General features: G+C 42.1%; 21 protein-coding genes, 7 tRNA genes and 1 rRNA gene (1 of these 29 cut by a window edge). 7 read left to right on the top strand and 22 right to left on the bottom strand.

The window, feature by feature from the left end:
- Window positions 1-7: 7 nt before the first annotated feature.
- The 12 genes from fabK to ACOAOT_RS21440 form a co-directional block, all read right to left on the bottom strand.
- On the bottom strand, window positions 8-931 hold the full coding sequence (gene fabK / locus ACOAOT_RS21495) for an enoyl-[acyl-carrier-protein] reductase FabK (RefSeq protein WP_349673877.1): 924 nt from the start codon (window positions 929-931) through the stop codon (window positions 8-10).
- Window positions 931-1164 (bottom strand): acyl carrier protein, encoded by a 234-nt coding sequence (gene acpP, locus ACOAOT_RS21490; protein ID WP_420218814.1) that lies wholly within the window; start codon window positions 1162-1164, stop codon window positions 931-933. Before acpP ends, fabK begins: the two co-directional genes overlap by 1 nt.
- Window positions 1165-1241: 77 nt before the next feature.
- Window positions 1242-2207, bottom strand: a complete 966-nt coding sequence (locus ACOAOT_RS21485) for a beta-ketoacyl-ACP synthase III (RefSeq protein WP_420218813.1) — start codon at window positions 2205-2207, stop codon at window positions 1242-1244.
- A gap of 146 nt (window positions 2208-2353) precedes the next feature.
- Window positions 2354-3211 (bottom strand): 16S rRNA (cytidine(1402)-2'-O)-methyltransferase, encoded by an 858-nt coding sequence (gene rsmI / locus ACOAOT_RS21480; protein ID WP_420218812.1) that lies wholly within the window; start codon window positions 3209-3211, stop codon window positions 2354-2356.
- Between the two features lie 46 nt (window positions 3212-3257).
- Window positions 3258-3995, bottom strand: a complete 738-nt coding sequence (locus ACOAOT_RS21475; protein WP_420218811.1) for a tRNA1(Val) (adenine(37)-N6)-methyltransferase — start codon at window positions 3993-3995, stop codon at window positions 3258-3260.
- Window positions 3985-4893, bottom strand: coding sequence for a PSP1 domain-containing protein (locus tag ACOAOT_RS21470; protein WP_420218810.1), 909 nt, complete (start codon window positions 4891-4893; stop codon window positions 3985-3987). Before ACOAOT_RS21470 ends, ACOAOT_RS21475 begins: the two co-directional genes overlap by 11 nt.
- Before the next feature lie 3 nt (window positions 4894-4896).
- The gene (holB, locus tag ACOAOT_RS21465; protein ID WP_277405373.1) at window positions 4897-5886 is read right to left on the bottom strand and encodes a DNA polymerase III subunit delta'; all 990 of its coding nucleotides are present in this window, start codon (window positions 5884-5886) and stop codon (window positions 4897-4899) included.
- Between the two features lie 130 nt (window positions 5887-6016).
- Window positions 6017-7111 carry an alpha/beta hydrolase family protein gene (locus ACOAOT_RS21460; RefSeq protein WP_420218809.1) on the bottom strand — a complete coding sequence of 365 codons (1095 nt, stop codon included), beginning with the start codon at window positions 7109-7111 and terminating at the stop codon, window positions 6017-6019.
- A gap of 79 nt (window positions 7112-7190) precedes the next feature.
- Complete coding sequence (locus ACOAOT_RS21455; RefSeq protein ID WP_420218808.1) at window positions 7191-8786, bottom strand: extracellular solute-binding protein; 1596 nt, start codon at window positions 8784-8786, stop codon at window positions 7191-7193.
- 43 nt (window positions 8787-8829) lie between these two features.
- Complete coding sequence (locus ACOAOT_RS21450) at window positions 8830-9741, bottom strand: carbohydrate ABC transporter permease (RefSeq protein ID WP_420218806.1); 912 nt, start codon at window positions 9739-9741, stop codon at window positions 8830-8832.
- A gap of 10 nt (window positions 9742-9751) precedes the next feature.
- Window positions 9752-10729 carry an ABC transporter permease gene (locus ACOAOT_RS21445; RefSeq protein ID WP_104439600.1) on the bottom strand — a complete coding sequence of 326 codons (978 nt, stop codon included), beginning with the start codon at window positions 10727-10729 and terminating at the stop codon, window positions 9752-9754.
- 186 nt (window positions 10730-10915) lie between these two features.
- Window positions 10916-13096, bottom strand: coding sequence for a helix-turn-helix domain-containing protein (locus ACOAOT_RS21440; RefSeq protein WP_420218805.1), 2181 nt, complete (start codon window positions 13094-13096; stop codon window positions 10916-10918).
- Between the two features lie 325 nt (window positions 13097-13421).
- Here ACOAOT_RS21440 and ACOAOT_RS21435 point away from each other — a divergent pair, with 325 nt between their 5' ends.
- From ACOAOT_RS21435 to ACOAOT_RS21410, 6 genes are all read left to right on the top strand, one after another.
- A complete protein-coding gene (locus ACOAOT_RS21435) occupies window positions 13422-15065 on the top strand; it encodes a response regulator transcription factor (protein ID WP_420218804.1) in 1644 nt (547 codons plus the stop codon).
- 15 nt (window positions 15066-15080) lie between these two features.
- The gene (locus ACOAOT_RS21430) at window positions 15081-16115 is read left to right on the top strand and encodes a sensor histidine kinase (protein WP_420218803.1); all 1035 of its coding nucleotides are present in this window, start codon (window positions 15081-15083) and stop codon (window positions 16113-16115) included.
- Entirely contained in the window at window positions 16112-17464 is a 1353-nt protein-coding gene (locus ACOAOT_RS21425) for an ATP-binding cassette domain-containing protein (protein WP_420218802.1), read from the top strand. Before ACOAOT_RS21430 ends, ACOAOT_RS21425 begins: the two co-directional genes overlap by 4 nt.
- A 208-nt stretch (window positions 17465-17672) precedes the next feature.
- Complete coding sequence (locus tag ACOAOT_RS21420; RefSeq protein WP_420218801.1) at window positions 17673-18683, top strand: sugar ABC transporter substrate-binding protein; 1011 nt, start codon at window positions 17673-17675, stop codon at window positions 18681-18683.
- 34 nt (window positions 18684-18717) lie between these two features.
- Window positions 18718-20217 carry a sugar ABC transporter ATP-binding protein gene (locus ACOAOT_RS21415; RefSeq protein ID WP_420218800.1) on the top strand — a complete coding sequence of 500 codons (1500 nt, stop codon included), beginning with the start codon at window positions 18718-18720 and terminating at the stop codon, window positions 20215-20217.
- Window positions 20214-21215: an ABC transporter permease gene (locus ACOAOT_RS21410; RefSeq protein ID WP_420218799.1), complete on the top strand. Its 1002-nt coding sequence runs from the start codon at window positions 20214-20216 to the stop codon at window positions 21213-21215. The genes ACOAOT_RS21415 and ACOAOT_RS21410 overlap by 4 nt, the downstream gene beginning before the upstream one ends.
- Window positions 21216-21272: 57 nt before the next feature.
- Here ACOAOT_RS21410 and ACOAOT_RS21405 read toward each other — a convergent pair whose 3' ends face one another.
- Window positions 21273-21860: a nucleoside/nucleotide kinase family protein gene (locus ACOAOT_RS21405; protein ID WP_420218798.1), complete on the bottom strand. Its 588-nt coding sequence runs from the start codon at window positions 21858-21860 to the stop codon at window positions 21273-21275.
- 21 nt (window positions 21861-21881) lie between these two features.
- The gene (locus tag ACOAOT_RS21400) at window positions 21882-23360 is read right to left on the bottom strand and encodes an aminotransferase class I/II-fold pyridoxal phosphate-dependent enzyme (protein WP_420218797.1); all 1479 of its coding nucleotides are present in this window, start codon (window positions 23358-23360) and stop codon (window positions 21882-21884) included.
- A 124-nt stretch (window positions 23361-23484) separates the two neighbouring features.
- On the opposite strand from ACOAOT_RS21400, the gene ACOAOT_RS21395 reads away from it, so the two are divergent.
- Window positions 23485-23715: a hypothetical protein gene (locus ACOAOT_RS21395; RefSeq protein WP_170821087.1), complete on the top strand. Its 231-nt coding sequence runs from the start codon at window positions 23485-23487 to the stop codon at window positions 23713-23715.
- A 68-nt stretch (window positions 23716-23783) separates the two neighbouring features.
- On the opposite strand, the gene ACOAOT_RS21390 is transcribed toward ACOAOT_RS21395, so the two are convergent.
- The 8 genes from ACOAOT_RS21390 to ACOAOT_RS21355 all read right to left on the bottom strand — a co-directional run.
- Window positions 23784-23856 (bottom strand) — tRNA-Lys (locus ACOAOT_RS21390).
- 3 nt (window positions 23857-23859) lie between these two features.
- Window positions 23860-23932: transfer RNA gene (locus tag ACOAOT_RS21385), tRNA-Phe, on the bottom strand.
- A 44-nt stretch (window positions 23933-23976) separates the two neighbouring features.
- A tRNA-Met gene (locus ACOAOT_RS21380) sits at window positions 23977-24050 on the bottom strand.
- A 46-nt stretch (window positions 24051-24096) separates the two neighbouring features.
- Window positions 24097-24178 (bottom strand) — tRNA-Tyr (locus ACOAOT_RS21375).
- 18 nt (window positions 24179-24196) lie between these two features.
- A tRNA-Thr gene (locus ACOAOT_RS21370) sits at window positions 24197-24269 on the bottom strand.
- Between the two features lie 35 nt (window positions 24270-24304).
- A tRNA-Val gene (locus ACOAOT_RS21365) sits at window positions 24305-24377 on the bottom strand.
- A gap of 23 nt (window positions 24378-24400) precedes the next feature.
- A tRNA-Asp gene (locus ACOAOT_RS21360) sits at window positions 24401-24474 on the bottom strand.
- A gap of 88 nt (window positions 24475-24562) precedes the next feature.
- Window positions 24563-26120 (bottom strand): 23S ribosomal RNA (locus ACOAOT_RS21355); it runs 1334 nt beyond the window's last position.

The following is a 26120-nucleotide window of genomic DNA, read 5'->3' as shown; positions in this document are numbered from 1 at the left end:
CTCCTCTTTAACGGCCAAGAAGTTTCCCGGCCTGCTCCATCATTTCTTCAATCATTTCCTTACAGGTCTGTTCCTTACTGATCATACCTGCAATCTGTCCGGCCATAACCGTGCCGTTGATAACATCTCCCTCTAAAACCGCATTACGAAGGGTTCCAAGGGTTAAGTATTCCAATTCTTCAAAGGATTTTCCTTCCTCTTCCAGTTTCGTATACTCTCTGGTCATCTGATTTCTTAAAGATCTTACCGGATGGCCGTGTGAACGTCCTGTTACTGCAGAATCAATATCCTTTGCTTTTATAATTCTCTGTTTGTAATTGTCATGTACAATGGATTCTTTGGAAACCACAAATCTGGTTCCGATCTGGACAGCCTCTGCACCAAGCATAAATGCTGCTGCGATTCCTCTGCCGTCACCAATTCCTCCTGCTGCTATAACAGGTATGGAAACTGCGTCTGCCACCTGGGGAACCAAAGTCATGGTAGTCTGCTCTCCGATATGTCCGCCGGACTCGCATCCTTCCGCTACTACTGCATCTGCACCATAGCGCTCCATTCTCTTTGCAAGTGCTACGGAAGCAACAACCGGAATTACCTTAATTCCTGCTGCCTTCCACATCTCCATATATTTCTCAGGATTACCGGCTCCGGTGGTTACCACCTTAATGCCTTCCTCAACGATTACCTTTGCCACATCATCAGCATGAGGGCTTAAAAGCATGACATTGACACCAATTGGCTTGTTGGTCAGCTTCTTTGCTTTGCGGATTTCCTCACGCACCACTTCACCAGGTGCATTGGCTCCGCCAATCAGTCCAAGGCCACCAGCTTCCGACACGGCTGCTGCAAGATGATGTTCCGCAACCCATGCCATGCCGCCCTGTATGATGGGATATTCAATTCCCAAAAGTTGGGGGATTCTGGTATTCATTACGCTTCCACGCCCTTTGCTTTTAAATAGTCCATAACCTGTGAAACGGTTGTTAATTTGTCTAAATCTTCAGATGGAATCTCAACTGAGTACTCATCTTCAAGAGCCATAACCAGTTCAAATAAATCAAGGGAGTCTGCCCCTAAGTCCTCTTTAAAAGAGGATTCCGGTTTTACGATTGCTGCATCCACATTTAACTGCTCTGCTATAATTTCCTGCATTTTCTCTAACATCTTCTAATCTCCTTTTGCTTCCTCTTAATCATTTTTATATGCTAGTACTTTGATTTTCAAAGTATTAGATCCATTATTTACCACTCCAAAAGTGTAGCTCCCCAGGTAAGACCTGCCCCAAATCCAGCAAGTACAATCTTATCTCCCTGCTGCAGCTTCCCGGCTTTGTTTAATTCATCTAACAAAATCGGAATCGATGCTCCCGATGTGTTTCCATACCGTTCTAAATTAGTTGGAAACTTCTCCATGGGCACTTTCAGTCTCTTTGCAATCGATTCAAAGATCCGGTAATTCGCCTGATGCAGAATAAAATACTTAATTTCACTAATGTCCGTTCCGCTCTCTGAAAGCACCTCTGAGATAGCTTCCGGAACGGTTTTAACTGCAAACCGGAATACCTCCTGGCCATCCATGGTCATATAGCCTGTTTCCGGTTCCTGACCAGTGAGAAAATTATCAGTGGTCCGTGATACACAGTCCAATGCACTTCCTCTTGTGCCATCAGCACCCATGGTCATGTAAAGCGTTCCTTTATCCTGGGACCGTACTACCGCAGCTCCCGCGCCATCTCCAAAAAGTACGCAGGTTCCTCTGTCTTTCCAGTCAATTAACTTGCTTAACGTATCGGCTCCGATGATCAGACCTGTTTTATAGATACCTGCCTGAAAAAATGCGGAGATTGTATGGAAGCCATAAACAAAACCAGAGCATGCAGCACTTAAATCAAAAGCAATTGCCCTGTGAGCTCCGATTGCCGCCTGTACTTCACAGGCTCCGCTTGGAAAACATCGGTCAGGAGATGAAGTAGCCAAAACAATAATGTCCAGTTCATCCGCCGATACACCCGAATCCTTCAGTGCGGCCATAGCTGCCTTTATAGCCAGATCCGTGGTTCCAGACTGGGCATCGGCAATCCGCCGTTCCCTGATACCAGTCCTTGACTGGATCCATTCATCACTGGTATCCACGATCTTAGCCAGATCGTCATTGGTAACCACCCGGTCCGGAACTGCAGACCCTGTTCCAATTATTTTTGTTGTCATATATTTCCCCCATTCATGTTTCTATTCCATTCTGGTAATTCCCGGACTGAAATGAAATCATGCCTCGTTGGATTGTTTTATATCTCAAATAGTTTGAATCTCAAACTAATATTATTAGAATAAACTCCTGTTGTCAAGATATTTTTTTATATTTCCCGGTTTAACAGATACTGATAAACCTCTCTTTTGCTGATTCCACGGTCCTTCGCTACCATACGCATAGCCTCTTTTTTATCCGTTCCCTGGCTCTCGTAGCGAGCCATGTGATCTTCAATAGAAAGCTCCTCAAACGCTTTTGTCTGCTCCGAACGGATTTCATCGAAGCTCTTACCTTCCACCACGATGACGCATTCTCCCTTAGGATCCTCATTGCGGTAAGTGCTGAGTGCCTGGGTAAATGTTGTACGAAATGCAGTCTCGTATCGTTTCGTCAATTCCCGGCAGATGGTAATTCTACGTTCCCCTAATGCTTCATAAAGCTCTTCCAGAGTCTTAACAAGACGGTGGGGAGCCTCATAGAGAATTATGGTTCTTGTCTCATTCTTTAACTCATTTAAAATCCACTGCTTTTCCTTTTTATCGGAAGGAAGGAACGCTTCAAAACAAAATCTCCTTGTTCCCAGTCCGGAAAGGGTCAGCGCTGTGATACAGGCCGCAGGTCCTGGTAGTGAAGTTACCTCTACTCCTGCTTCATAACACTGCTTCACCAGTTCCTCACCAGGATCGGAGATCCCAGGTGTTCCCGCATCTGTAATCAGAGCAACCATAACTCCCTGCTTCATCTGCTCCACCAGATAAACTGCCTTTTCCACCTTATTGTACTCGTGGTAGCTGGTCATAGGCGTCTTGATATCAAAATGATTCAGAAGCTTAATGCTGTGACGGGTATCCTCTGCTGCGATTAAATCCGCTTCCTTCAGCGTATTTAACACCCGGAGGGTAATGTCATCAAGATTACCGATGGGAGTGGCGCACAAATACAATTTACCTTTTTTCTCGTTCATTTTCCTTCTCCCGCTAAAATTCCTTTTATTTCATTCCCAGTTAAGATCAGTACCCGTAAATCGTATAGATCTCATCCGTATACACACCTGGTTCCCTATACACGATCACAGGTGCCTCCACCTTAATCATGGACCTTCCGCCCCTGACTGCTTCAATAAGAACCATATTTGCTTCTTTATCAGTAAAGGGGTGTACCATCTTCATTCGCTTGGGTTCCATACCCACACTCTTTAATGCTGTTATAATTTCAATCAGTCTGTGGGGTCTGTGAACCAGATAAAACCGTCCGCCTGGACGAAGAAGCTTTGCCGCTTCCCTTGCCACATCCTCTAAGGTACACAATACCTCGTGACGGGATATTGCCTTTGGCAGATCCGGATTCTTAAGACCATGGGCATCATTCATATAAGGAGGATTGGATGTCACCACATCAAAAGAAGCCGCACCAAACAAACGGCTGGCTTCCTTTATATCTCCTCTGACAATGGTTATTTTATCCTCAAGATGATTCAGCGCCACGCTTCTGGCAGCCATATCAGCCACTTCCTCCTGGATCTCAAGCCCTGTATAATGCATTCCCTGGTTCTTCGCTTCCAAAAGAATGGGGATAATACCCGTTCCGGTCCCAAGATCAATTGCCTTTTCTTCTGGCTTTACCTTTGCAAATCCGGAAAGCAGAACGGCATCCATTCCAAAACAGAAGCCGTCCCGGTTTTGTATGATCTGATAACCATTGCGCTGCAGGTCATCAATTCGTTCATTGTCTTTCAGCTTAATTGTCATCTAACTTGGATTTTCCCTCTTTCCTTTCCAGAGCTTCCAAAGCCTTTAACTCCTCATCCGTCACCTGGGTCTTTTCCCTGCGGCGTCTGGGCTTAAACCTTAACTGTTCCACCTTGTATTCTCTGATTTCCTTTTCATCCTTAATGGTAACCACGACCTTAACCAACTGTCTTAGAACACTGACTGAGTGAACCTCTCCCTTTAAATTGTCATCTGTGGTCACAAAATCCCCCACATTTGGAAGCTTGCTGTTAAGCTCTTCGTAGGTTTCTTCTTCATTCTTCAGGCAGCACATAAGCCTTCCGCACACGCCGGAAATCTTGGTTGGATTGAGTGAAAGGTTCTGCTCCTTGGCCATCTTAATAGAAACCGGTATAAACTCAAAAAGATAAGAGTGGCAGCACAGCGTTCTGCCGCAGATACCAACACCTCCCACAATCTTAGTCTCATCCCTGACACCAACCTGGCGCAGTTCAATCCTTGTTTTAAAAACAGAAGCCAGATCTTTAACCAGCTCCCTGAAATCAATTCTTCCATCTGCCGTAAAATAAAACAGCACCTTATTGTTATCAAAGGTATATTCCGCATCAATCAGCTTCATCAAAAGACCATGCTTTTTAATCTTTTCCTTGCAGATCTTAAATGCTTCCTTTTCCTTCTCATGATTCTTTTTCTCTACTTCATCATCTGCCTTGGTAGCCATACGGATCACCGATTTTAAAGGCTGAACCACCTTCTCATCTTCCACTTCACGGGCTCCAAGTACAACGTAACCATACTCAATACCTCTTGCTGTCTCTACTATTACATGATCCCCAGCCTTTACCTCCAGATTTACAGGATCAAAGTAATAGATTTTTCCTGCATTCCGGAATCTGACGCCAATAACTTTTATCATCAATCAATTCTCCTTCATAACAAGCAGCATAAGCTCCATCGCCAGTTCCATATTTACATTGGCATTTAAACGAACCCTTGCCTTATCTATGGCCTGTAGGATCAGCTCGATTCCCTCATAAGAGCTGGCAGCGCTCATTTCCTTCATTGTATTAAATTCTTCTTTAAAAACAAGAAGATTGATATCCTGTGTTACTTTAAACATTAAAACATCCCGATACCACAGCTGCATAAAATCCAGGCAGTCAGATAAATCCGGATCCTGTTCCTTCAGCTTCCTGATATAATTTAAGAGTTCCATGATATCCATCTCTTTTAAGTGCTTCAGCATATGAATTAATTCCATATACAGCGCCTGAAATTCTTCTGACGCAGCAAGATGAATGGCACGTCCCAAATTACCCCTGGCAAATGCTCCGTAAACTTCCGCCCTGCTCTCACTAATTCCCATAGATCCTGTCAGATAAGAAGTAACAACAGAATCTTTTAACGGCTTTAATTTTAACTGCACGCACCTGGAGAGGATTGTGGGTAAAAATGCTTCCTGGTTGGTAGTAAGAAGCATAATAACTGCATAAGACGGAGGTTCCTCAATGGTCTTTAAAAGAGCATTCTGAGCCTGAACCGTCATCTTTTCCGCCTCATCAACAATATATATTTTATAGTAACTGCTGTAAGGCCGAATCATAATCGTATCCTGTATCTGACCTCGGATGTCATCTACACCGATACCTGCTGTTTTTTCATGTGTGACAAAAATAAGATCCGGGTGATTCCCGCTCATAACCTGTTTGCAGGCATGGCACTGCATACACGGTTCGCTCATACCTTTTTCACACAGCAAAGTCATGGCAAATGCGTTAGCCAGAGATTTTCTTCCCATTCCCGCTTCTCCAGTGAGAATATACGCATGGGATACATGATTTGATTCAATCGCCTTCTGCAAATGTTCTTTGATTCTCTCATGACCGATAATATCGTGGAAACCTGGCATAGAGACACCTCCCTATCGCTGTTGTATGACCCGTTTTATTAAAAACCAGCCAGTATCATTATAGCATATAACGTTTTTCACCACAAGAAAGAAGTATTGGCAAATGTTATCGTATCCAATTAAAATTACTTTATTTCATTTCCATGACCCCATTTAAGAATTTCTCTAAGTTTTCTCCATGGAAACAGTGACCACCATCCCATATATCATGATAAATTACTTCCTCTTTGCCAAACAAGCCATATGCTTTTCTGATCACGTCCAGCTGCTCTAAAACATTTTCCATTCCTCTGTATCCATTCAGGTGATCAGAACGGGCGGATTGTACCATAAGAGGTCTTGGCGCCAGAAGTGCCCCAATATCTCCCATATCCACATGTTCCCAAAGATGAGGTACATAATTGCAGCTGCAATTGCCATTCAGTCTTAAAAGAGAATCCGAATATCCATATAAGTATCCGCTGATTATCACGGTTTTAATCCGGTCATCCAAAGCAGAAAGCCAGAGTGTCTGCATTCCTCCGCCGGAAAACCCCACGCAGCCAACCGATTCCACATCCCATTCTCCCCGCTCCCAGACATAATCAACCAGTCTCATTAAGTCCCAGGTACACATGCCAATCACGGTCATACCAAGGGGTTCTGCCATATGGGCAAGATGAAAACAGGTAGAATTTAAAAATTCATTTTCCTCTTCCCCCTGGAGTGCAGCCTCCCTTCTCTCCCCAAACCCGCGGCAGTCAGGGCAGAGAACTGCATAGCCAAGCTTTGCCATCATCAGACCGTAATCATAATGAAACAGCTCAATTTTATCCGCAACTGCCGGAATTTCCCGCACTCCTGCTACCGAATACTTTCCTGCTCCCTGATGACCTGGAGGTGCCAGAAAGCATTTTAACTTTTCTTCCCCCTTCTTGGGTGGAATCAGAACATAGACCGGCATATACACTTCCGGTTCCACCTGAAGAAGAATCTTTTCCCGTATAATGCCGTCTTCAATTACCACCCGTTCAAGACACTGGGGATTTAACGGACAATATTCCATGTTCTGAAGTCCGATCAGGTTTTTTAACAGCTCTCTTGTTTCCTTCTTCCAATTTTCATAATCTTTTTTTGTCTCCGAACAAAACCTGTTTTTTCTGCCTTTTTCCTTTATTCTCTTTATCAGCCTCTCTTCGCAGGTATAAAACCTGGAGATTGGTATTGTTCTTTTCTTATTTTCCATATCTGATCCTTTCAATTACATATACAATTAAAGTAAAAAACCGGCACAGAATCCATCCTCTGTGCCGGTCGTAAACTCATTATTTGGTGGATGAAACGAACCGGTCATACTGCTGCTGTTTCACTTTCAGCAGATCCTTTAATCCCATATTGTCAAGGGTAGATAAATAGGAATCAAATGTACTAAGATCTGTCGTTCCTGTAATAAATGCCACATTCATTTCATCTACATAAGTAGTAATATCAACCAGATATTGGGAAATAATATTCTGCTCATCCTTTGTAGAATAGATGAATGGCCAAGGTGCCTTGGAAAATGCCTGAAGCTCCTTATCCTTATCAACATGCCATTTTGGAAGAAGTACATCTGTAGCCTCTACCGACTGCTGGGAAGGAAGACATCCTGCATTGATACCAAGCTGCTGCAGCCAGTTGTTATCAGATGCCTTTTCTGTATAAGCCTTTTTGCCGTCTGCTGATACCGTATAGCTTTCTCCTTCCAGTCCCCATACATAATAATTCTGTGCTTCCTCACTCATGGCATAATCTAAAAATTTAATGGCAAGAAGCGGGTCTTTATCTGACTTGCTTACACCGAAAATATTGGCAATAGGATTTCTTCCCAGATAAAAGCCATTTGATTCACCGGAAAGAGGTGGAATTCCAACCATAATTCCTTTTTCACCAGTATACTCCGGATACTGCTTGCTGTAAAGCTGTGACATCTGCCAGCTGTAATCAAATGTTGCACCAGTTATATTACGGGCGCAGCGCTCTGTAATCTGATCCCGGGTAAGAGATGTATATTCCACCTCCAAAAGACCTTCTTTATAAAGACCATTTAAGAACGTAAGATACTTCTTGTAATTCTCAGATTCAGCAGCTGAATAGTGTACCTTTCCACTTTCATCCGCATAAAAACCATCTACCAGGTTAAGACCAAACGCCGGGCCAAACATAAAAGGAAGATTCTTAGCTGTTACGCTTAATGGAATCTCATCCGTTTTGTCTCCATTTCCGTTCATATCATTATCACGGAACGCACGCAGATCTTCTACAAACTCATCAAGTGTGGTTGGTACCGGAAGACCCAGCTGATCCAACCACTGCATATTCATCATGGTACAGGGCTGATAATTATCCGTTACAACTGTCTGAGGTACATAGTAAATATGACCATCCTCAGCTGTCAGACTGGCTTTTATAGCCGGGTTGCTATCCAGAAACTTCTTGTAATTCGGCATATAATTCATATACTCATCAAGAGGATAGAAAAGTCCTCCAGTAATATAAGTCATATTTTCATCCAGATCAGGGAGTTCCACGATATTTGGAAGATCCGAACCGGATGCCAGCATCGGGCTGACGCTGTCCTTATAATTGGTAGGTGAGACAAGGGTCCAGTCAATTGTCACACCTGCATTGGAAGCAATTTTCTTAATAATATCCGCGTTGGCATAGTCTACGGTAGAGTACCATGAATTTTGTGCAAGAATGCTGACCTTTGCATCGGGGGTGTTGGTTACCGGTGCTGCCCCGGTGTAATTAAATTCAGCCTCATTGCTTTTTTCCTCTTTTGATTCCGTCTGGGTGTTCTTCCCTGAACAGCCAGATAACGCCGCTGCAGCTATCATTGCAGATATGACTGCTGCTTTCCAATATTCCTTCTTTTTCATTGTAACGTCCTCCTCATTTTTATTATATATAATCAAAACATGATTATCCTTTTACTGCTCCCAGCATGGTACCTTTCACCAGATACTTCTGTATAAAGGGAGTGAGACATACGATTGGCACCATAGATAAAACGATGCAGACGTATCTGATCTGAATGGTAGACTGAGCTGCTGCACTGGCGGCGGTTGCATTTCCGGAAGACTGCATAATCTCTGCAGATGCCATCAGAAGAATTCTTCGAAGAAACAACTGCAGCGGCTGAAGATTCTGCTTTCCGATATAAAGCAGCGCACTAAAGAAATCATTATACCGTGCCACTGCATAATACAGAGTTAAAACAGCTAACGTCGGTTTTACTAATGGGATTGCTATTTTTACCAAAATCTGAAGGTCATTTGCTCCCTCAAGATACGCATTTTCAAATAATTCCTCAGCAATTCCTTCAAACGCAGAACGGCAGATCATAACGTTATAAGCGCTTACCAGGACCGGGAGTATCATGGCCAGTCTGCTGTTATACAAACCAAGCCCCGTTACAACCAGATAACTTGGTATGAGTCCACCGGAAAAATACATGGTAAATGCCAGGAGGAAATTCATTTTCTTTCTTAAGAAAAACCGTTTTCTGGAAAGCGGATAAGCTGCCAGACAGGTAAATACGATATTTAAAAAGGTTCCCATAACGGTATAATAAAATGTATTTCCATAAGAAATCCATAGATCCTTATAAGACATAACCATCCGATAGGTATCCAGATTCACATCCACCGGTAACAGGGTAATTAATCCCTTGTTCACCGCCTCACCAGAGCTTAAGGAAATACTTACAACATATATAAAGGGATACAGGGTAATACAGACTGCCGCCGCAATCAGTACCCAGATGCAGATATCAAACAGCTTATCTGTGATACATTCATTTTTAAACTCTATCCATGTACTTTTCTGATTCATCTCTTCCTCCTTACCATACCGATGTTTCTGTCAGTTTTCTGCTGAGCCTGTTTGCCGTAAATACGATGACAAAAGCAATCAGCGAATTAAACAGTCCCACTGCTGTTGCATAGCTGTAATTCTGACTGCCAATACCCTGCCTGTAAACATAAGTGGAAATTACATCAGCCGTATCATAGATTCCTGAATTATAAAGAAGATAAACCTTTTCAAATCCCACATTTAAGAGATTGCCCAGTGACATAATAAGTAAAAGCACGATGGTTGGCTTAATGCTTGGCAGCACCAGATAACGTATCGTCTGAACCTTGCTGGCACCATCCACCTTCATTGCTTCATAAAGTTCCGGTGCAACGCCCATAATTGCAGCTACAAAGATAATGGAATTAAATCCAAAGCTCTGCCAGGAACCGGAAATAACATAAATCGCCCGAAACCATTTAGGCTCACCCAGGAAGTTTATTGCGGTGCCCCCTGCCTTAACGATCAGCTGGTTAATAATTCCACTGGACGGTGATAAAAAGTTTGTTATCATTCCGCAGATGACTACCGTAGAGATAAAATAAGGTAAATATGTAATGATCTGAGTCCCTTTCTGTAAATACTTGTTTTTTATCTGGGTAATACACAGTGCAAAAATAATAGGAATCGGAAACCCAAATATTAACGAATAAAATGATAGCAAAAAGGTATTTCGAATCAACCGGAACGCATATGGTGAGTTAAAAAACTGAATAAACCATTTCAGCCCCACAAAGGTACCTGTATAAAGGCCCATCATTCCGCTGCCCGCCTTAAATTGTGTAAACGCCATTACAAGACCTGTCATAGGTAAATAGGCGAATATCAGATAATAGATCAAAACTGGTGCAAACATTAGAAGCAGATATTTATCTCTCTTCACATTTTTTCGAAACAGCAGTTTTTTTTCTTCTTTCGAGAGTTTTTTTATCTCTGGCTTTGCTTTTTTGCTGGCAAGCACATTCATTTCTTTTGTCCCCTTCCATTTGATGAGTTATGAGTAAATTGTATAATTTGCCCTACTTTTTTGCTAGTTTCACTTTTTCCAAGGGCATTTTGACCACAAAAAATGAATGAATCAAAAAAGGAAGCAGTGTTTACTATCCTTTTTTGATTCATTCCTGGTTTTATAGCCCTTTTATTTGTTGATTTATTACGACTCTTCTTCCGTAGTTTTCTCTCCCCGGAAGTCACTTGGGTTACACGCCATAATCGCTTTAAAGTTTCTTCGGAATGTCAGCATATTGGTGTAACCACATTCCTCCGCTATTTTCTCAAGGGGAAGAGACGAATTCTTTAAAAGATCAATGGCATAAGAAATTCTTCGTTCCTGCACATATTTTAAATAGGTCATGCCAAACCGCTTTTTCACCAAAGCAGTCACATATTTGCTGCTTACCGAAAAATGGTCCGCTATCTGGGTGAGGGAAAGGTCCGGATTTTTATCATTCTTATTGATATACTCAATTAATTCCGATTCATTCTGGAAATATTCCTCTCTTAATTCCTCAGATTGGTCCACTTCAATAAAAAGCCCTTCGATCAGATTACTATAATATTCAATGACCTCATCCATGGTACGGTAAGAGGGGCAGACATCCACTCTTCTTAAAGGAATGCCACACTGATCCCATACTGCCTGCATTGCTTTTGCAACGGTAACATAAAGCTCACTTAACAGCAGCTTTCCGGCATAAACAGAATTATCAAACTCCATCTGGTTTTTCTTCTCAATCTCCTCAAAGAAATGACGGATAGACTCCCTGTCCCTGTCCTTCATTCCCTTAGTCAGCTGTTTTACTCCATCCTTAGGAAAATAATAATTCATAGAACAGTCTGACTGTGGATCATGAAAATAGATGGCCCCTCTTCCCTCCCATAAAATTTTTTCCAAAGCAAGCATTGCATTGTCACAGGAAACAGAGATCTCTTCCAGTTCTTCCTTAACCTCATCTGCTCCAACGGTCACCATACACCTGGAATCCAGGGTCTTTTTCATTTTATCAAAAAATTCGTAAAGTTTATCCTCCAGACGCTCTCCGTTATTACTGTTAAAAATAAGATAGACATGGAAAGAATCCTTTTTATAAGACAAGATCTTAAATTCCTCATCTGATTCCTGTTCTGCCAGCAGGGAAATTGCTTTTACCGCTTTCTTTGCCTCATCCTTACTCCATTTTTCTCCAAAATATAAATCAACCATTGCAGCCAGAAAAAATACTCGTTTTAACTGGACAAAATCAGTCAGAAATTCTTTATTACCGGATTCCCCATCACTCCCAAGAATAAGACTGTGAAGAATTCCCTGGCTGGCATAAGGTGACATGTTATGAACCTGTTGCATATACCCATTACGCTCTCCAAGAAGATCAACCACACCGGAGACAATTTTTTCTGCTTCGTTTTTTCCCTCTTTCCTGTCTTTCCCCACTAAAAGCCTGATTTTCTCAAATGGGGATGAATACCGGTTTGTAAAAAAGTAAGCCAGAATTAAATATCCCACACAAATCAGAAATCCAAATACCAATGCAAAAGATCCTAAGTCAGAGAACTCAAAGCCAAACTTATTATGATCCGCTATAATCTCATAAGAGATGGCACTGCTTACCTGTGAGGTCTGTTTAAAGCTTCTTCCATCTTCAATCCCCTCTTTTATAACCGGTTTTCCATTATAGTAAACTGCATATCCCCGGGCCTCACCCGATGCAGCCTTAAGCATCTCTTCTATCTTCTGATTTTCAAACAGAACGCAGATAATACCTCTCTGTGATCCAGATCCATATTGATAGGCACCACTGAATATGAGGTATTTTTTGAAAAATGTCAGCTGGCTGTTATTCATATTTAAACAGGTATTTAAATCTGTAATTGCCAGACGGTCGGTTTTCCATTCTGATAAATCAATGCGATCAGATAAGTGAATCACCTCATCACTGGTATATACCTTATTGTAATTATTCATCATCAGGACTACATCTGAGATATTAAAATCATCTCCAGCTGTTTTCTGATAGCGGATGTCATTTAACACCTGGTACAAAAGATAGGAATCAACCGGGCTTTGCATCTGAACAGTCATATACAATTTATTAATCAACGAGGAATTGTTAAGATTTGTTATGATATTCTGTGCGCTGTAAATCTGCTGATCCATCCCATTGGCAAATGCCTGGGCCTTTGTTTCATAATACTTAACTGCCTGATTTTCTTTCACTTTTGCAGCCTCATAAATGACTGTAACCGAGTAAATGAGAAAGCTTAATATAATGATCAGACAGTAGGACAAAAACATATTTTTAAAGAATCTGCTCTTACGGGCTTCCATAGCATTCATATTTTAGTCACCTTATTATACCTCTTACATTTCTATGTTTTTTTACGGTACAAAATCTTATTAATAATATACCAAACCCACCCATTGATAGCAAGAAAATTCATCTTTACTCATAGTTTCTTACTATGAATTGAACTGCTTTTATGCGTTTTTGATATAAATTTAACAAATTAACCGATATTAAAAAGCATTATTACTCAATATTTTAATGAATATCTAAAATATTATGGTGTTTTTTACAATTTCCAACATTTTTCAACACTATTTATGTTGAGAATCTCTTACCAGTGAAGTATACTTAACCTAAAAGGCAATACTGTTAAAAATGACAAAACGGGAGATGATTGCAATTTTAGGAATGGTAATTGCAGACGATGAAAAAAAGATCTGTAAGCTCATCGAATATTTAGTTAATTGGGATGAAATTGGCATCCGGCTGCTTGGAACCGCATACGACGGTTTAACTGCTCTGCAGCTGATTAATGAAAAAAAACCGGATATTCTTCTTACAGATATCCGAATGCCTGGAATGGATGGTCTTCGTCTGATTGAAGAAGCAAAAATGCAGAACGAAATTCTCAAATGCATCATCATCAGCGGTTATAAAGACTTTCAGTATGCACAGCAGGGAATGCGGTTTGGGGTAAGAGATTATCTGCTAAAACCCATCAACCAGGAAGATTTAACCCGTACATTAAAAAAACTGGTTAAGGAAACCCAGGAACAGATATCCATACAATCCACCCGCCTGCATCTTGAAGAAACCATAAAGAATTATACCGGTACATTTAAACACCTGTTTTTGAAAACTGTTTTACAAAAGCAGTTAAACGAACAGGAGGAGAACATACTGCAGGAAGTTGAAAAAATAAATGCTGCTGATATTATGAAGAATTCAGCAAGGTGTATTGCAGTAAAACCCAATATCAGTTACAGGGAATTTACGGAAGAAAGCTACCAGCTTTTAACAGAGAAAACCCTTGAAATAGCTGAAGTGGAGTTTTCCTCCCACAACTGGATCTGGATCTCTGAAGTAACAGAAGAAGGAATATTCTTTCTTCTATTTTCTGATGCTCTTGACAGGAAAGAGCTGCTGGAATCCGTAAACCACATAAAGGAGCGTGTCCTCAGTCTTCAGGATTTATTCCCAAGGCTCTACTTTAATGCTGTTGTCAGCGAACAGGCAGATAGCTGCATCCAGCTGATTAAACGAATTAAGGAAAGCCGTATTGCCATGGGTAACCGTTTTCTCACTGGGTTAAATACAGTCTCAGAGATAAAACCACCTTTTGTAAACGCGGGTCTCTCCTCCGCCATGGACGCCAGAATCTTAAAGCTGTTGGAAAACAGGCCGGAAGCCTTTGATATGGAAGAGATTAAGAAATGTGTGGAAGCTGCAAAACATATTATGAAGGCAGAAGATATAACCTCCTGTTTACAGGTAAAGAAAAATCTCCTGCTGATTCTTAACTATTATCTCAATGGATTCAAGCAGCTGGATTCCTCTTTGGACGAACACGAAAAAGAAGCCTGGTTTTCTGAAATGTACGAACACTGTACAAGTCTTGAGCAGACGTTCCGTCTATTGGAAGACATTCTCTGTGAAACACTTATGAATGTGCTGGATCATTTGAAAAACAGAGAAATAAAGCCTGTCATCTATGCCAAACATTTTATAGAAGAAAATAAGGGAATTAATATTAAGCTGGAAGAGCTGGCTAAAAATACAGGGTTCAGCTACACCTATTTTTCCTCTCTCTTTAAAAAAGAAACCGGAAAAACCTTAACCGAGTATATACAAATGGTGCGCATTGACACCGCTAAAAAGCTGCTCACAGAAAAAGAAAGAAGCATCAGTGAGGTTGCTGAACTGGCCGGATATAATGATATCAAATTTTTCACCAGACAGTTTAAAAAGACCCTTGGCGTTTCGCCCAATGAATACAGGAAATTGTTTACCAACCGATAGCTGGGAGGAATCTAATTGAAAAAGCAATGGTTAAAAAACCGGTTTGTCATATGGATCGGTACTTTGATATCCTGGAGTATTCTTATGCTTCTTATGCTTTTCCTGATTCTGATGGAGGATCACAGTCAGGAATCCTACTTTGCAGTACTCCTGATTCTATTTATGGGTCTTGGATTATTTTCAATTCTTCTTTGGGGAAAAGCAAAAATATGGGAACCGCTGCGTTTTATGGAAAAACAGGCAGAGCTCTTTAACAATGGGATCATATTCACGGAGCTTTTTAAAAGTCTGGAAGGCATATCTCCCAGCTTCGATGAATTGTTATCAGGACTCCATACCAGTCTGGATAAGGATAAGATGATTGAAAATGCAAAACAGCAAGCCCGATATCTGGCCTTACAAAATCAGATCAACCCTCATTTTCTCTATAATGTACTGGAATCCATCCGCTCAGATGCCATTATGGCTGGAGTTCCTGAGATTGGGAAAATTGCAGAAGCACTGGCAGTATTTTTCCGTTATACTACTTCTAATATGGAAAGTCTTACAACACTGGAAGAGGAGCTTTCCAATGTAAAAAACTATTTTATAATTCAAAAATACAGGTTTGAGGAAAAGTTATATCTGGATATCCTGCTGCCAGAGGAGGAAGACCTTTTAAAAGCCAGAATACCAAAGCTTACTCTTCAGCCAATTGTTGAAAATGCCATTAAGCATGGACTAGAGCCAAAAGTTGAGGGGGGAAAGGTGATCATAGACATTGATCACAGCGATACCATACTTTATATTTCCGTCTCAGATGACGGTATTGGCATAGACGAAGCAACAGTCGAACATTTAAATGATACACTTCTTCATATGGCAGGCGGCACTGGTTCCGTGAGAGAAGACAAAAAAGGCGGAATCGCACTGAATAACGTAAATTCCAGAATACGTCTTCTTATGGGAGAGGAATACGGCATTCATCTGTTCAGTTCTCCCGGAGCCGGAACTGAAGTATCTCTTACCCTTCCCTACATACTTGATGACGCAGAGAGGCTTGAAAAATGAAACAGGAAGTATTGCGCTACGAAAATATCTACTGTTCTGAGGGAAATCAGACTTTATTAAAAGGAGTATGCCTGCGAGCCTTTCAGGGGCAGATTTGCTGCGCCATTATTCCTAATTTAATTGAAAAGCAGAATTTTTTAAGACTTCTAAATGGCTCATTAAAACCAGATTCCGGCTGGATCTACTGGAATGGAGAAAAGATAAATTCCTGCCGTTCTAATGATCAGATTCAAAAACAAACCGCTTTTATAGGGAAAAACCGTGGTATATTCTCCCAGCTAAGTGTGGAAGAAAATATATTTGTGGCTAACAGTAAGGTATTCTGGTGGAACCGGGCCGCTTCACTTTGCCGCCTGGCGCCGGACCTTTTAAAAGAACTGGATCTGTCTCTCCCCATGTCTTCCAAAGCCCATACTCTGGATTACGGAAAGCAAAAGCAGATTGAACTCCTTCGTGCCTATATTTCCGGACGAAAGCTGGCAGTTATTACAGATCTGGAAATGTTTTTATCAGAAGATGAGATGAACGGTTTCTTTGAACTATCCGCCAAATTAAAAGGAAAGGGAATGACCTTTCTCTATGTCTCAGGAAGCAATTCCGATTTATGGAAACGCGCTGATGAAATTACCATTATAAAAAACGGAAGATCCTTAAGCCGATTCACCCCCCATCACTTTATTCAGTCAGTAAATGATCAAACCATTACAGATACCGAAGATATTCAGGATTTAAAACTGAATCCCATAATTTCCTTAACCCACTATATAAAGGGAGGGGAATTGTTAAATATACTGGACACAAATTCTGCAGAATGCAGTCACGCTATTTCCATGTTGGAAAGCTGCCGTTCCATAACCGGAAAAGCAATAATATCCAACCGATCAGATACTATTTTTCGCTCTGTTTTAAACGAAATTGTATTCATCGAGGCAAGATCTTTAGATGAGATGATATTTACCGATATGACGATTATGGATAACTTTATTTTTATGTTCATGCAAAAAAAAGCTGGCATACAATTAAAAAAATCCTATCGAAAGCTGGTTAAAAATATGACTGAAGGGATTTTTACAGAAAAGGAACTGGTAGAGAAAGCGGAGAATGTCAGTGACGAATGCAAGCTGAAGCTGATCTATTACAGATGGATTTTCCTACGTCCTAAAGTACTGGTCTGTATTAAACCATTTTCATCCATTGATTTTCAGCTTCGTTCCCTGACCATCAACCTGCTTGATGAAGCACTAAAATCCGGAATTGCAGTCATACTCATTACAAATCATATAACAGAAGCATATACCATGAAAGGAAAACATCTGACCGTCGAAAATGGCTGTTTGTTTACAGATTAACTGCTTCCATTTTCCACCACCTCTCTTTGAAAAAAGCCTATCTCTGCCGGGCTTTTTTTCATCTGATATAAAATAAGATATCGAAACATCCACCCCCTTACAGCGCAAATTATACCATTGTGTTATTGTGTTTTTGTCTATAAAATAGTAATTACATTGAATCATTTTATGCAACTTGTATAATACGTGTTGTGAAAGGAGATTAAACATGAAAAAAAGAATCTTATCCATGATGTTAATTTCTGCCTTACTGGTATCAGCTACCGGCTGCGCAGGAAAAAAAGCGGATGCAACGCCAGCCAGCAGTGAAGCTACCACTGCCGCTGCTGCCCCTGCTTCCACCGCCGCTTCCACTACGGGAGATATCAAAGTCGGTGTAATCTTAAAAACGCTTTCCAGCGAATACTGGAGCTACGTAGCGGCTGGAGTCAATGCTGCTGCAAAGGATTTAGGTGTTAAAGTTGACCTTCAGGGTCCTGCTTCAGAAACAGCTTATGACGAACAGAACAATATGATTGAAACCATGCTGTCAGGAGGCATTGATGCATTTGTTATCTCCCCTCTCCAGTCGGAATCAGTTGCCAGCGTAATTGGTGATGTAAAAATACCAATCATAACCGTAGATACCGATGCTGAAATACCCGGAAAAATAGCCTTTGTCGGTACCGGTAATGACAAAGCAGCCTATCAGGGCGGATTATATGCTGCAGAAAAAGCCGGCAAGGGAGCAAAAGCAGTTATTATAGGTGGGGTTGAAGGAAATGCCACCAGCGATGCCAGACAGGCCGGTTACGAAAGAGCGATGAAAGAAAATGGAATAGACGTGGTTTCCGTACAGTATGCCCAGTCTAACCCTGACACGGCTGCCAATGTTATGGAAAACATGATTACTGCCCAGAGCGGTAACATTCAGATCGTCTTATGTCATAACGACGATACTGCTGCAGGAGCTGCAACGGCCTGCAAACAAAGCGGATTAAAAGATGTAGTCATAGTAGGATTTGATGGTAATCAGAGTGGTGTTCAGAATATCATCGACGGAACTATTTCTGCAACCTGCGCCCAGTCAGCTTACACCATGGGATATAAAGCAGTAGAATCTGCAGTAAAAGCTGTAAAGGGAGAGACTGTGAAATCCTTCGTTGATACAGGCTGTGAAGTTATTTCTTCTGAAAATGCAAAAGACTACTTAGAAAAACTGAAAGGCTATTTAAAATAACCTGCTTGTAAGAAACAGAAAGGGTTGAACTGCTATGAGCTTAATGGAACTGAAAGATGTGACGAAACGCTTCCCAGGAGTTGTGGCTCTGCGCAATATGTCACTGGAAATAAAACCAGGCGAAATTCATGGATTGATCGGTGAAAACGGTGCCGGTAAATCTACGCTGATTAAAGTACTGACCGGGGTGTATACCCCGGAAGAAGGTACTCTCATCATGGATGGGAAAGAGGTCTCCTTTAAAAACCCCAGAGAGGCTGCAGCTCATGGAATCGCCTGTGTTTACCAGGAACTTAATATTGTACGCCTTCTGTCAGTCACAGATAATATATTTATTAATAAAGCGCTGAAAAAGAAGAACAGCCCGCTCCTGGAATATGAGAAAATGCATGAGATGGCCCATGAGGTAATGATGTCACTGGGACAGGATATTGATGTAAAAAAAGAATGTGGTTCTTATGGTATGGGAATACAGCAGATGGTTGAGATAGCAAAAGCTGTTTTAATTGATGCCAAGCTGATCATTATGGATGAGCCGACTTCCAGTCTTGGTGAAAAAGAGGTTGCTCAATTAATGAAGACAGTCCGTTCTCTAAAGGAAAAAGGAATCTCCATCCTGTTTGTATCCCACAAACTGGAAGAACTCTTCGATTTATGCGATCGCGTAACCGTTATGAGAGATGGGGAACATATTCTGACAAAAGATATTTCGGAGATGGACAATGACTCACTGATCTCTGCCATGGTAGGAAGAACTCTGGATAACCAGTATCCAAAGATAGAGACCACCAGAGGGAAAGAGGCCTTAAGAGTAGAGCATCTGAATTCAACCGGACTTTTAAAAGATGTGAGTTTCCATGCCAATTACGGAGAAATACTGGGTTTTGCTGGCCTGGTAGGCGCTGGCCGTACAGAGACGTTCCGCGCCATATTCGGTGCTGACGGCCATGATTCGGGAAATATCTATATCAATGAAAAACCTGCCACAATTAAAACTCCAAAGGATGCAATCCGACATGGCATCGCATTTTTAACAGAGGACCGGAAAGGCCAGGGTCTTGTTCTGACCCAGTCAGTACGTACCAATCTCATTCTCAGTTCCATGAAAAAATGCAAAAAAGGACTCTTTCTGGATGAGAAGCACATTGACCAGCTAACCGGAGATAATGTAGACGGTTTAAGAATTAAAATATCAGATTCAAAAGAAGCAGTGGGTCAGCTCTCCGGTGGAAATCAGCAGAAAGTAGTAATCGGCAAATGGATCAATACCAATGCAGATATCTATATCTTTGACGAACCCACCAGAGGCATTGATGTAGGCGCAAAAGTTGAAGTTTATAACATCATGAACAACTTAATTAAAGCAGGAAAATGTGTAATCATGATTTCCTCTGAGCTGCCTGAAATTATCGGAATGAGTGACAGAGTCATTATAATGAGAGAAGGAAAAATCATGGGTGAGCTTTCACGAGACAGTGACTTACTGAATCAGGAGACAATTATGAAAGCTGCCTGGGGAGGTGCTATACAATGAAAACAAAACAAATGAAAGACATAGTCAGTAAGGCAGCTCCGCTGTTGGCTCTGATCCTGTTGTTTATGATTCTGTCAGTAGCAACAGACAAATTTCTTACAATGAATAACATGATGAATATCCTGCGTCAGACGGCCGTTAACGGCCTGATATCCGCAGCAATGCTGGTTGTACTGATTACTGCAGGCATTGACCTTTCTGTAGGCGCAAATGCCATATTGTGCGCCTGTGTAATGGGTATGCTCAAGAATTCACTGGGAATTACCAATCCATTTATCCTCATACTCGCCTGCATTATCACAGGACTTTGTGTTGGCTTTTTAAATGGACTTCTGTTGACGAAAATGCATCTCCCTCATCCCTTTGTATCTACTCTGGGTATGAAGAACGTACTTTGCGGTATTGCTTTATTAGTGGTATCAACCAAAACGATTTCCGACTTCCCCGCAGGCGTTACATTTTTAGGCTCCTGCAACCTGTTTAAGTCACTGGACGGATTCTCCGGAATTCCTCTATGCTTTGTAGTTCTTTTACTAATATATGGTGTATATCATTTCTTTTTAAACAAAACCGCACTGGGCAGAATGATTTACTGTGTAGGCGGTAATCCGGAAGCTGCCCGTCTATCAGGCATCAATTCCGACAACGTCCTGATCTTTGTCTACAGCTTATCCGGCTTCATGTGTGCAATAGCCGGCCTGGTAATCGTAGGACGTTCTGCAGTGGCAAATCCATCTGCAGCCATATCTCCTTATGACACAGATGCCATTGCAGCCTGTATTATAGGAGGTGCCTCTTTCATGGGAGGCAAGGGAACCATCTGGGGAACGTTAATCGGTGCACTGATGATCTCTACCATTCGTAACGGACTGACACTCCTTAATACCTCAAGTTCTGTTCAATACATTGTAATTGGTATGGTTATCATCGCAGCCGTATTCATTGATGTAACAAGATCCCGTATGGAAGCAAAAGCCAGAAGACTTGCAGCAAAATAAACATAATAATGCTCTCTGAACAACTTGGTAATACACCAGTTTCAGAGAGCATTTTATTTATAAACTCTTTTTAATCTGTTCTGTAATCTCATCCAGGCAGCAATCAAGATCATCATTATTAAAACGCGTATCAATACCGCATCGAAGCAGATTCTCCTCTTTAAAATCTTCTTCATCCGCAAGAAATCTTCTGCACACTTCCTTATATTTAGGCATTTCCTGACATCTTTCTCTCTCAATAGAACGAAGTAAGCGCTCTCTGTCATCCACCTCCACATAAATTGGAATCAAATACTCACTTCCAAAATGATGTCTGGTTTTTTCATAAGATTCCAAGGTCCCGATCATAAGATAAGACTCCCGTCCTGACCGTTCAAACTGGCCATCGTCTACCGTAAAATAAGTCCATGGTCCATAGATTGTATCATAAGTACGTTCTTCAATTAATTTCTCGTCTCTGCGGAATTGTTCCAGCTCTTCTCTGGTTGTAAAAAAGTATTCCACTCCGTTAACTTCCCCATCCCGAATTGGTCTTGTGGTATATGGGGTAATAGTTTTTAAACCAGGAATTCTCTCCAGAAGTTTCTTATAAATAGTATCCTTCCCAGACGCACTTTTACCCATAATATAAAAAATCCTGCTCATCGTTTCCTACTCCAAACTTATTTATTCAGCTAATTCATCCATAACATAAATATGTTCTATCTTTTCATCTTCCAGTCCCTGTACCGGAAGTTTCATATCTTTATATGCTGCAATCAATTCAATCAGTTCCTTTTTCAGCACTTCGCCAGGCGCAATAATGGGGATACCCGGGGGATAAATGTAAACAAATTCCGCTGAGACAAGATCCGCTGCATCATTTAAAAGAACTTTTCTTCTACGTGAGTCCATTGACTTCCCAATGGTAATCCTGCATTCGGGTCTGACTTTAAAACTGTTGTATTCCGCTGCTAAATATCTCGCGCCATAGCATATTTCAGAGCCCTTCCCTGCCGTTGAATCAATCTCCAGCAATGCCTGGGAAAGCCTTTTAAATCCTTCTCTTGTGTCAGCCATGGTTAAAATAGCCGTTACATAGTCCGTTCCGCACATTTCCATTTCCAAATGATAATCTTCTCTTAATAAATGATCCAGTTCAGCTCCCGAGTATTTAGACTCCCTTGTAGATATAATAAGCTTTGATAAATCAACCTCATACACTCCTGACTGTCCTTTCACCTGTTCATCAAGAATCTTCAGACAGCTAAGATCTTTCAATCCATCCCTTAACTCCATTATCCTCTCATAGAACTCATTCATGCATTTTGACCCATTTTCAACCATATATCCGATACAGTTGTCTATGGAAGCAAGCAGAACATAAGACGGACTGCTGGTCTGATACATATGCACATACCGGTCCAGCCTGTCCATATCCACATACCCTTCTTTTACATGCATAACAGCCGTCTGTGTAAGAGAGGGAAGTGTCTTATGAAGACTCTGAATCACCACATCAGCCCCAAGTTCAATGGCTGAAACAGGAAATCCCTGTCCCTTTCCAAATGAAAAATGAGCGCCATGTGCCTCATCAACAATCAAAGGTAAACCAAATTTATGAACTATATCCGCTAGCTTACCCACATCCGAAACAATACCGTCATAAGTAGGAGATACCACAAGTACGGCTTCCACATCCGGATGGTTTTTCAACATCCATTCCATATCTTCAGGAAGTATTCCACCTTGAAGGCCAAATTCCCCGATCAATTGTGGATAAATATATTCTGCTTTTAAATTATTGAGGAAAACTCCATGGAATGCCGACTTGTGACAATTTCTACTCATCAAAATAGTTCCGCCTCTTGATACCGTACCGCTGATGGCGCTTAATATCCCACAGCTGCTTCCATTCACCAGATAATAAGTCCTGTCACTTTTATATACGTCCGCTGCCCATCCCATAGACTCCTTTAATATTCCCTGAGGATGATGCAGATTATCAAATCCATCAATTTCCGTAATATCAACAGAAAATGGGTTGGTAAATTTCTCACAAAATGATTCTTCCCATTGTCTTTTATGCCCAGGCATATGAAAGGGATAAAAATCTGATCTTCCATACTCCTTTAATCGTTCTAATAGATTCCTATTATCACTCACCCTGCCAACCGCCTCTCTTAACAGCACTCAAAATTGCCCTTTTAGTATATCATTCTTATCTAATCTTTACAATTTTTTCTCACAGGGTTATAATAACCTGGAAATAAGAAGGAGAACACCGATTATGAGACTGATAGAATTTAAAATGGAACGCCCCGGACTTGTAACGGCCGGTGACCAGGTTCAAATTATCGAAAGAGAAGGAACCAGCAGCTATAGCTATATTATCGACCCTGCGGTTGCCATGTCCGGATGCTATATGGGCCGTGACCGTATTAAATCAGATCATGGAATTGTGAAAGAAATCAAACACAACGACAGGGGATATTATGTGATCGTAGAATTCGATGAATAGTAATACTTTCATCGAATATTTTTTTGCATAAAAAAAGCCCTGAAACATTTCTGTTCCAAGGCTTGTCCTGAGACACCGGGGATTCGAACCCCGGACAACTTGATTAAAAGTCAAGTGCTCTACCACCTGAGCTAGTATCCCATATGCCCAAAGCCGGAATCGAACCAGCGACACGAGGATTTTCAGTCCTCTGCTCTACCAACTGAGCTATCTGGGCTCATGTGTAAAAAACACATAATTCATAAAAAATACCAACAAAAATTGCGGGGGCAGGATTTGAACCTGCGACCTTCGGGTTATGAGCCCGACGAGCTTCCAGACTGCTCCACCCCGCGTTATTCAATTATATTATATGCAGTGATTAGAATTTTAATCACTAAATGGATGGAGATGGATTCGAACCATCGAAATCGTCGATAACAGATTTACAGTCTGCCCCCTTTGGCCACTCGGGAACCCATCCATATTTAATTTTGATGCAAGCCGATGATCGGACTCGAACCGATAACCTGCTGATTACAAATCAGCTGCTCTGCCAATTGAGCCACATCGGCACAAATCTACTCATGTATGGCGTGTGCATACAGAATGGGACCTATAGGGCTCGAACCTATGACCCTCTGCTTGTAAGGCAGATGCTCTCCCAGCTGAGCTAAGATCCCATAAGCAAAATTCAGTTGTAAAACGACCCGGATGGGACTCGAACCCACGACCTCCGCCGTGACAGGGCGGCGCTCTAACCAACTGAGCCACCAGGCCAAACCTTTTTGAAGGTTAATACATATACCCTCAAAACCACACATTGTTATATATCTTTCATCCGTTCTTTCCTCTTACCTAAACCAACCTGGTTAAGCCCTCGACCTATTAGTGACAGTCAGCTACACATGTTGCCATGCTTCCACCTCTGCCCTATCTACCTCGTCGTCTTCAAGGGGTCTTACTCTTGCGATGGGATATCTCATCTTGAGGGGGGCTTCACGCTTAGATGCCTTCAGCGTTTATCCCTTCCCGACTTGGCTACTCTGCCATGGTGTTGATCACCAACAGATACACCAGAGGTCAGTCCATCCCGGTCCTCTCGTACTAAGGACAGCTCCTCTCAAATATCCTACGCCCACGCCGGATAGGGACCGAACTGTCTCACGACGTTCTGAACCCAGCTCGCGTACCGCTTTAATGGGCGAACAGCCCAACCCTTGGGACCTACTACAGCCCCAGGATGCGATGAGCCGACATCGAGGTGCCAAACCACTCCGTCGATGTGAACTCTTGGGAGTGATAAGCCTGTTATCCCCAGGGTAGCTTTTATCCGTTGAGCGATGGCAATCCCACTTTATACCACCGGATCACTAAGTCCTAGTTTCCTACCTGCTCCACCCGTCGGTGTCGCAGTCAAGCTCCCTTATGCCTTTGCACTCTTCGAATGGTTTCCGACCATTCTGAGGGAACCTTTGAGCGCCTCCGATACTCTTTCGGAGGCGACCGCCCCAGTCAAACTCCCCGCCTGACATTGTCCCCCAGCCAGGTTATGGCTGCAGGTTAGAAATCCAATACCGCAAGGGTGGTATCCCAACATCGGCTCTGATAAGACTGGCGTCCTATCTTCGTTGCCTCCCACCTATCCTGTACATGCAGCACCGAATCCCAGTATCAAGCTGGAGTAAAGCTCCATGGGGTCTTTCCGTCCTGGCGCAGGTAACCAGCATCTTCACTGGTATTTCAATTTCACCGGGTGCATTGTCGAGACAGCGCTCAAATCATTACGCCTTTCGTGCGGGTCGGAACTTACCCGACAAGGAATTTCGCTACCTTAGGACCGTTATAGTTACGGCCGCCGTTTACTGGGGCTTAAATTCAGAGCTTCGCGTTGCCGCTAACCCCTCCTCGTAACCTTCCAGCACCGGGCAGGCGTCAGCCCATATACCTCACCTTTCGGTTTTGCATAGACCTGTGTTTTTGCTAAACAGTTGCTTGAGCCTATTCTCTGCGGCCTGATTTCTCAGGCACCCCTTATCCCGAAGTTACGGGGTCATTTTGCCGAGTTCCTTAACAATGCTTCTCCCGCCGGCCTTAGGATTCTCTCCTCATCCACCTGTGTCGGTTTACGGTACGGGCACATATTACACAATAGCGGCTTTTCTTGACAGCCCCTACAGAGACTTCCCTACTTTTGTTCGGTACGCGTCACACCTTCCTGTTGTTAAGCGGATTTTCCATCTTAACCAGTCCAATGCTTGCCCCGGTCTTTTCATTCCCGGGTTCTCTCTCGGTTCTGTGTCCCCACAGTTCTGATAATATGCGGTACAGGAATTTCAACCTGTTGTCCATCGACTACGTCTTTCGACCTCGCCTTAGGTCCCGACTTACCCAGAGCAGATCAGCTTTACTCTGGAAACCTTAGA

It is taken from the genome of Lacrimispora struthionigena (assembly GCF_048627165.1).
In the GTDB taxonomy this organism is placed as follows: Bacteria; Bacillota; Clostridia; order Lachnospirales; family Lachnospiraceae; genus Lacrimispora.
Note: the sequence above shows the minus strand (reverse complement) of the source record. Positions and strands in the feature narration are given on the sequence as shown.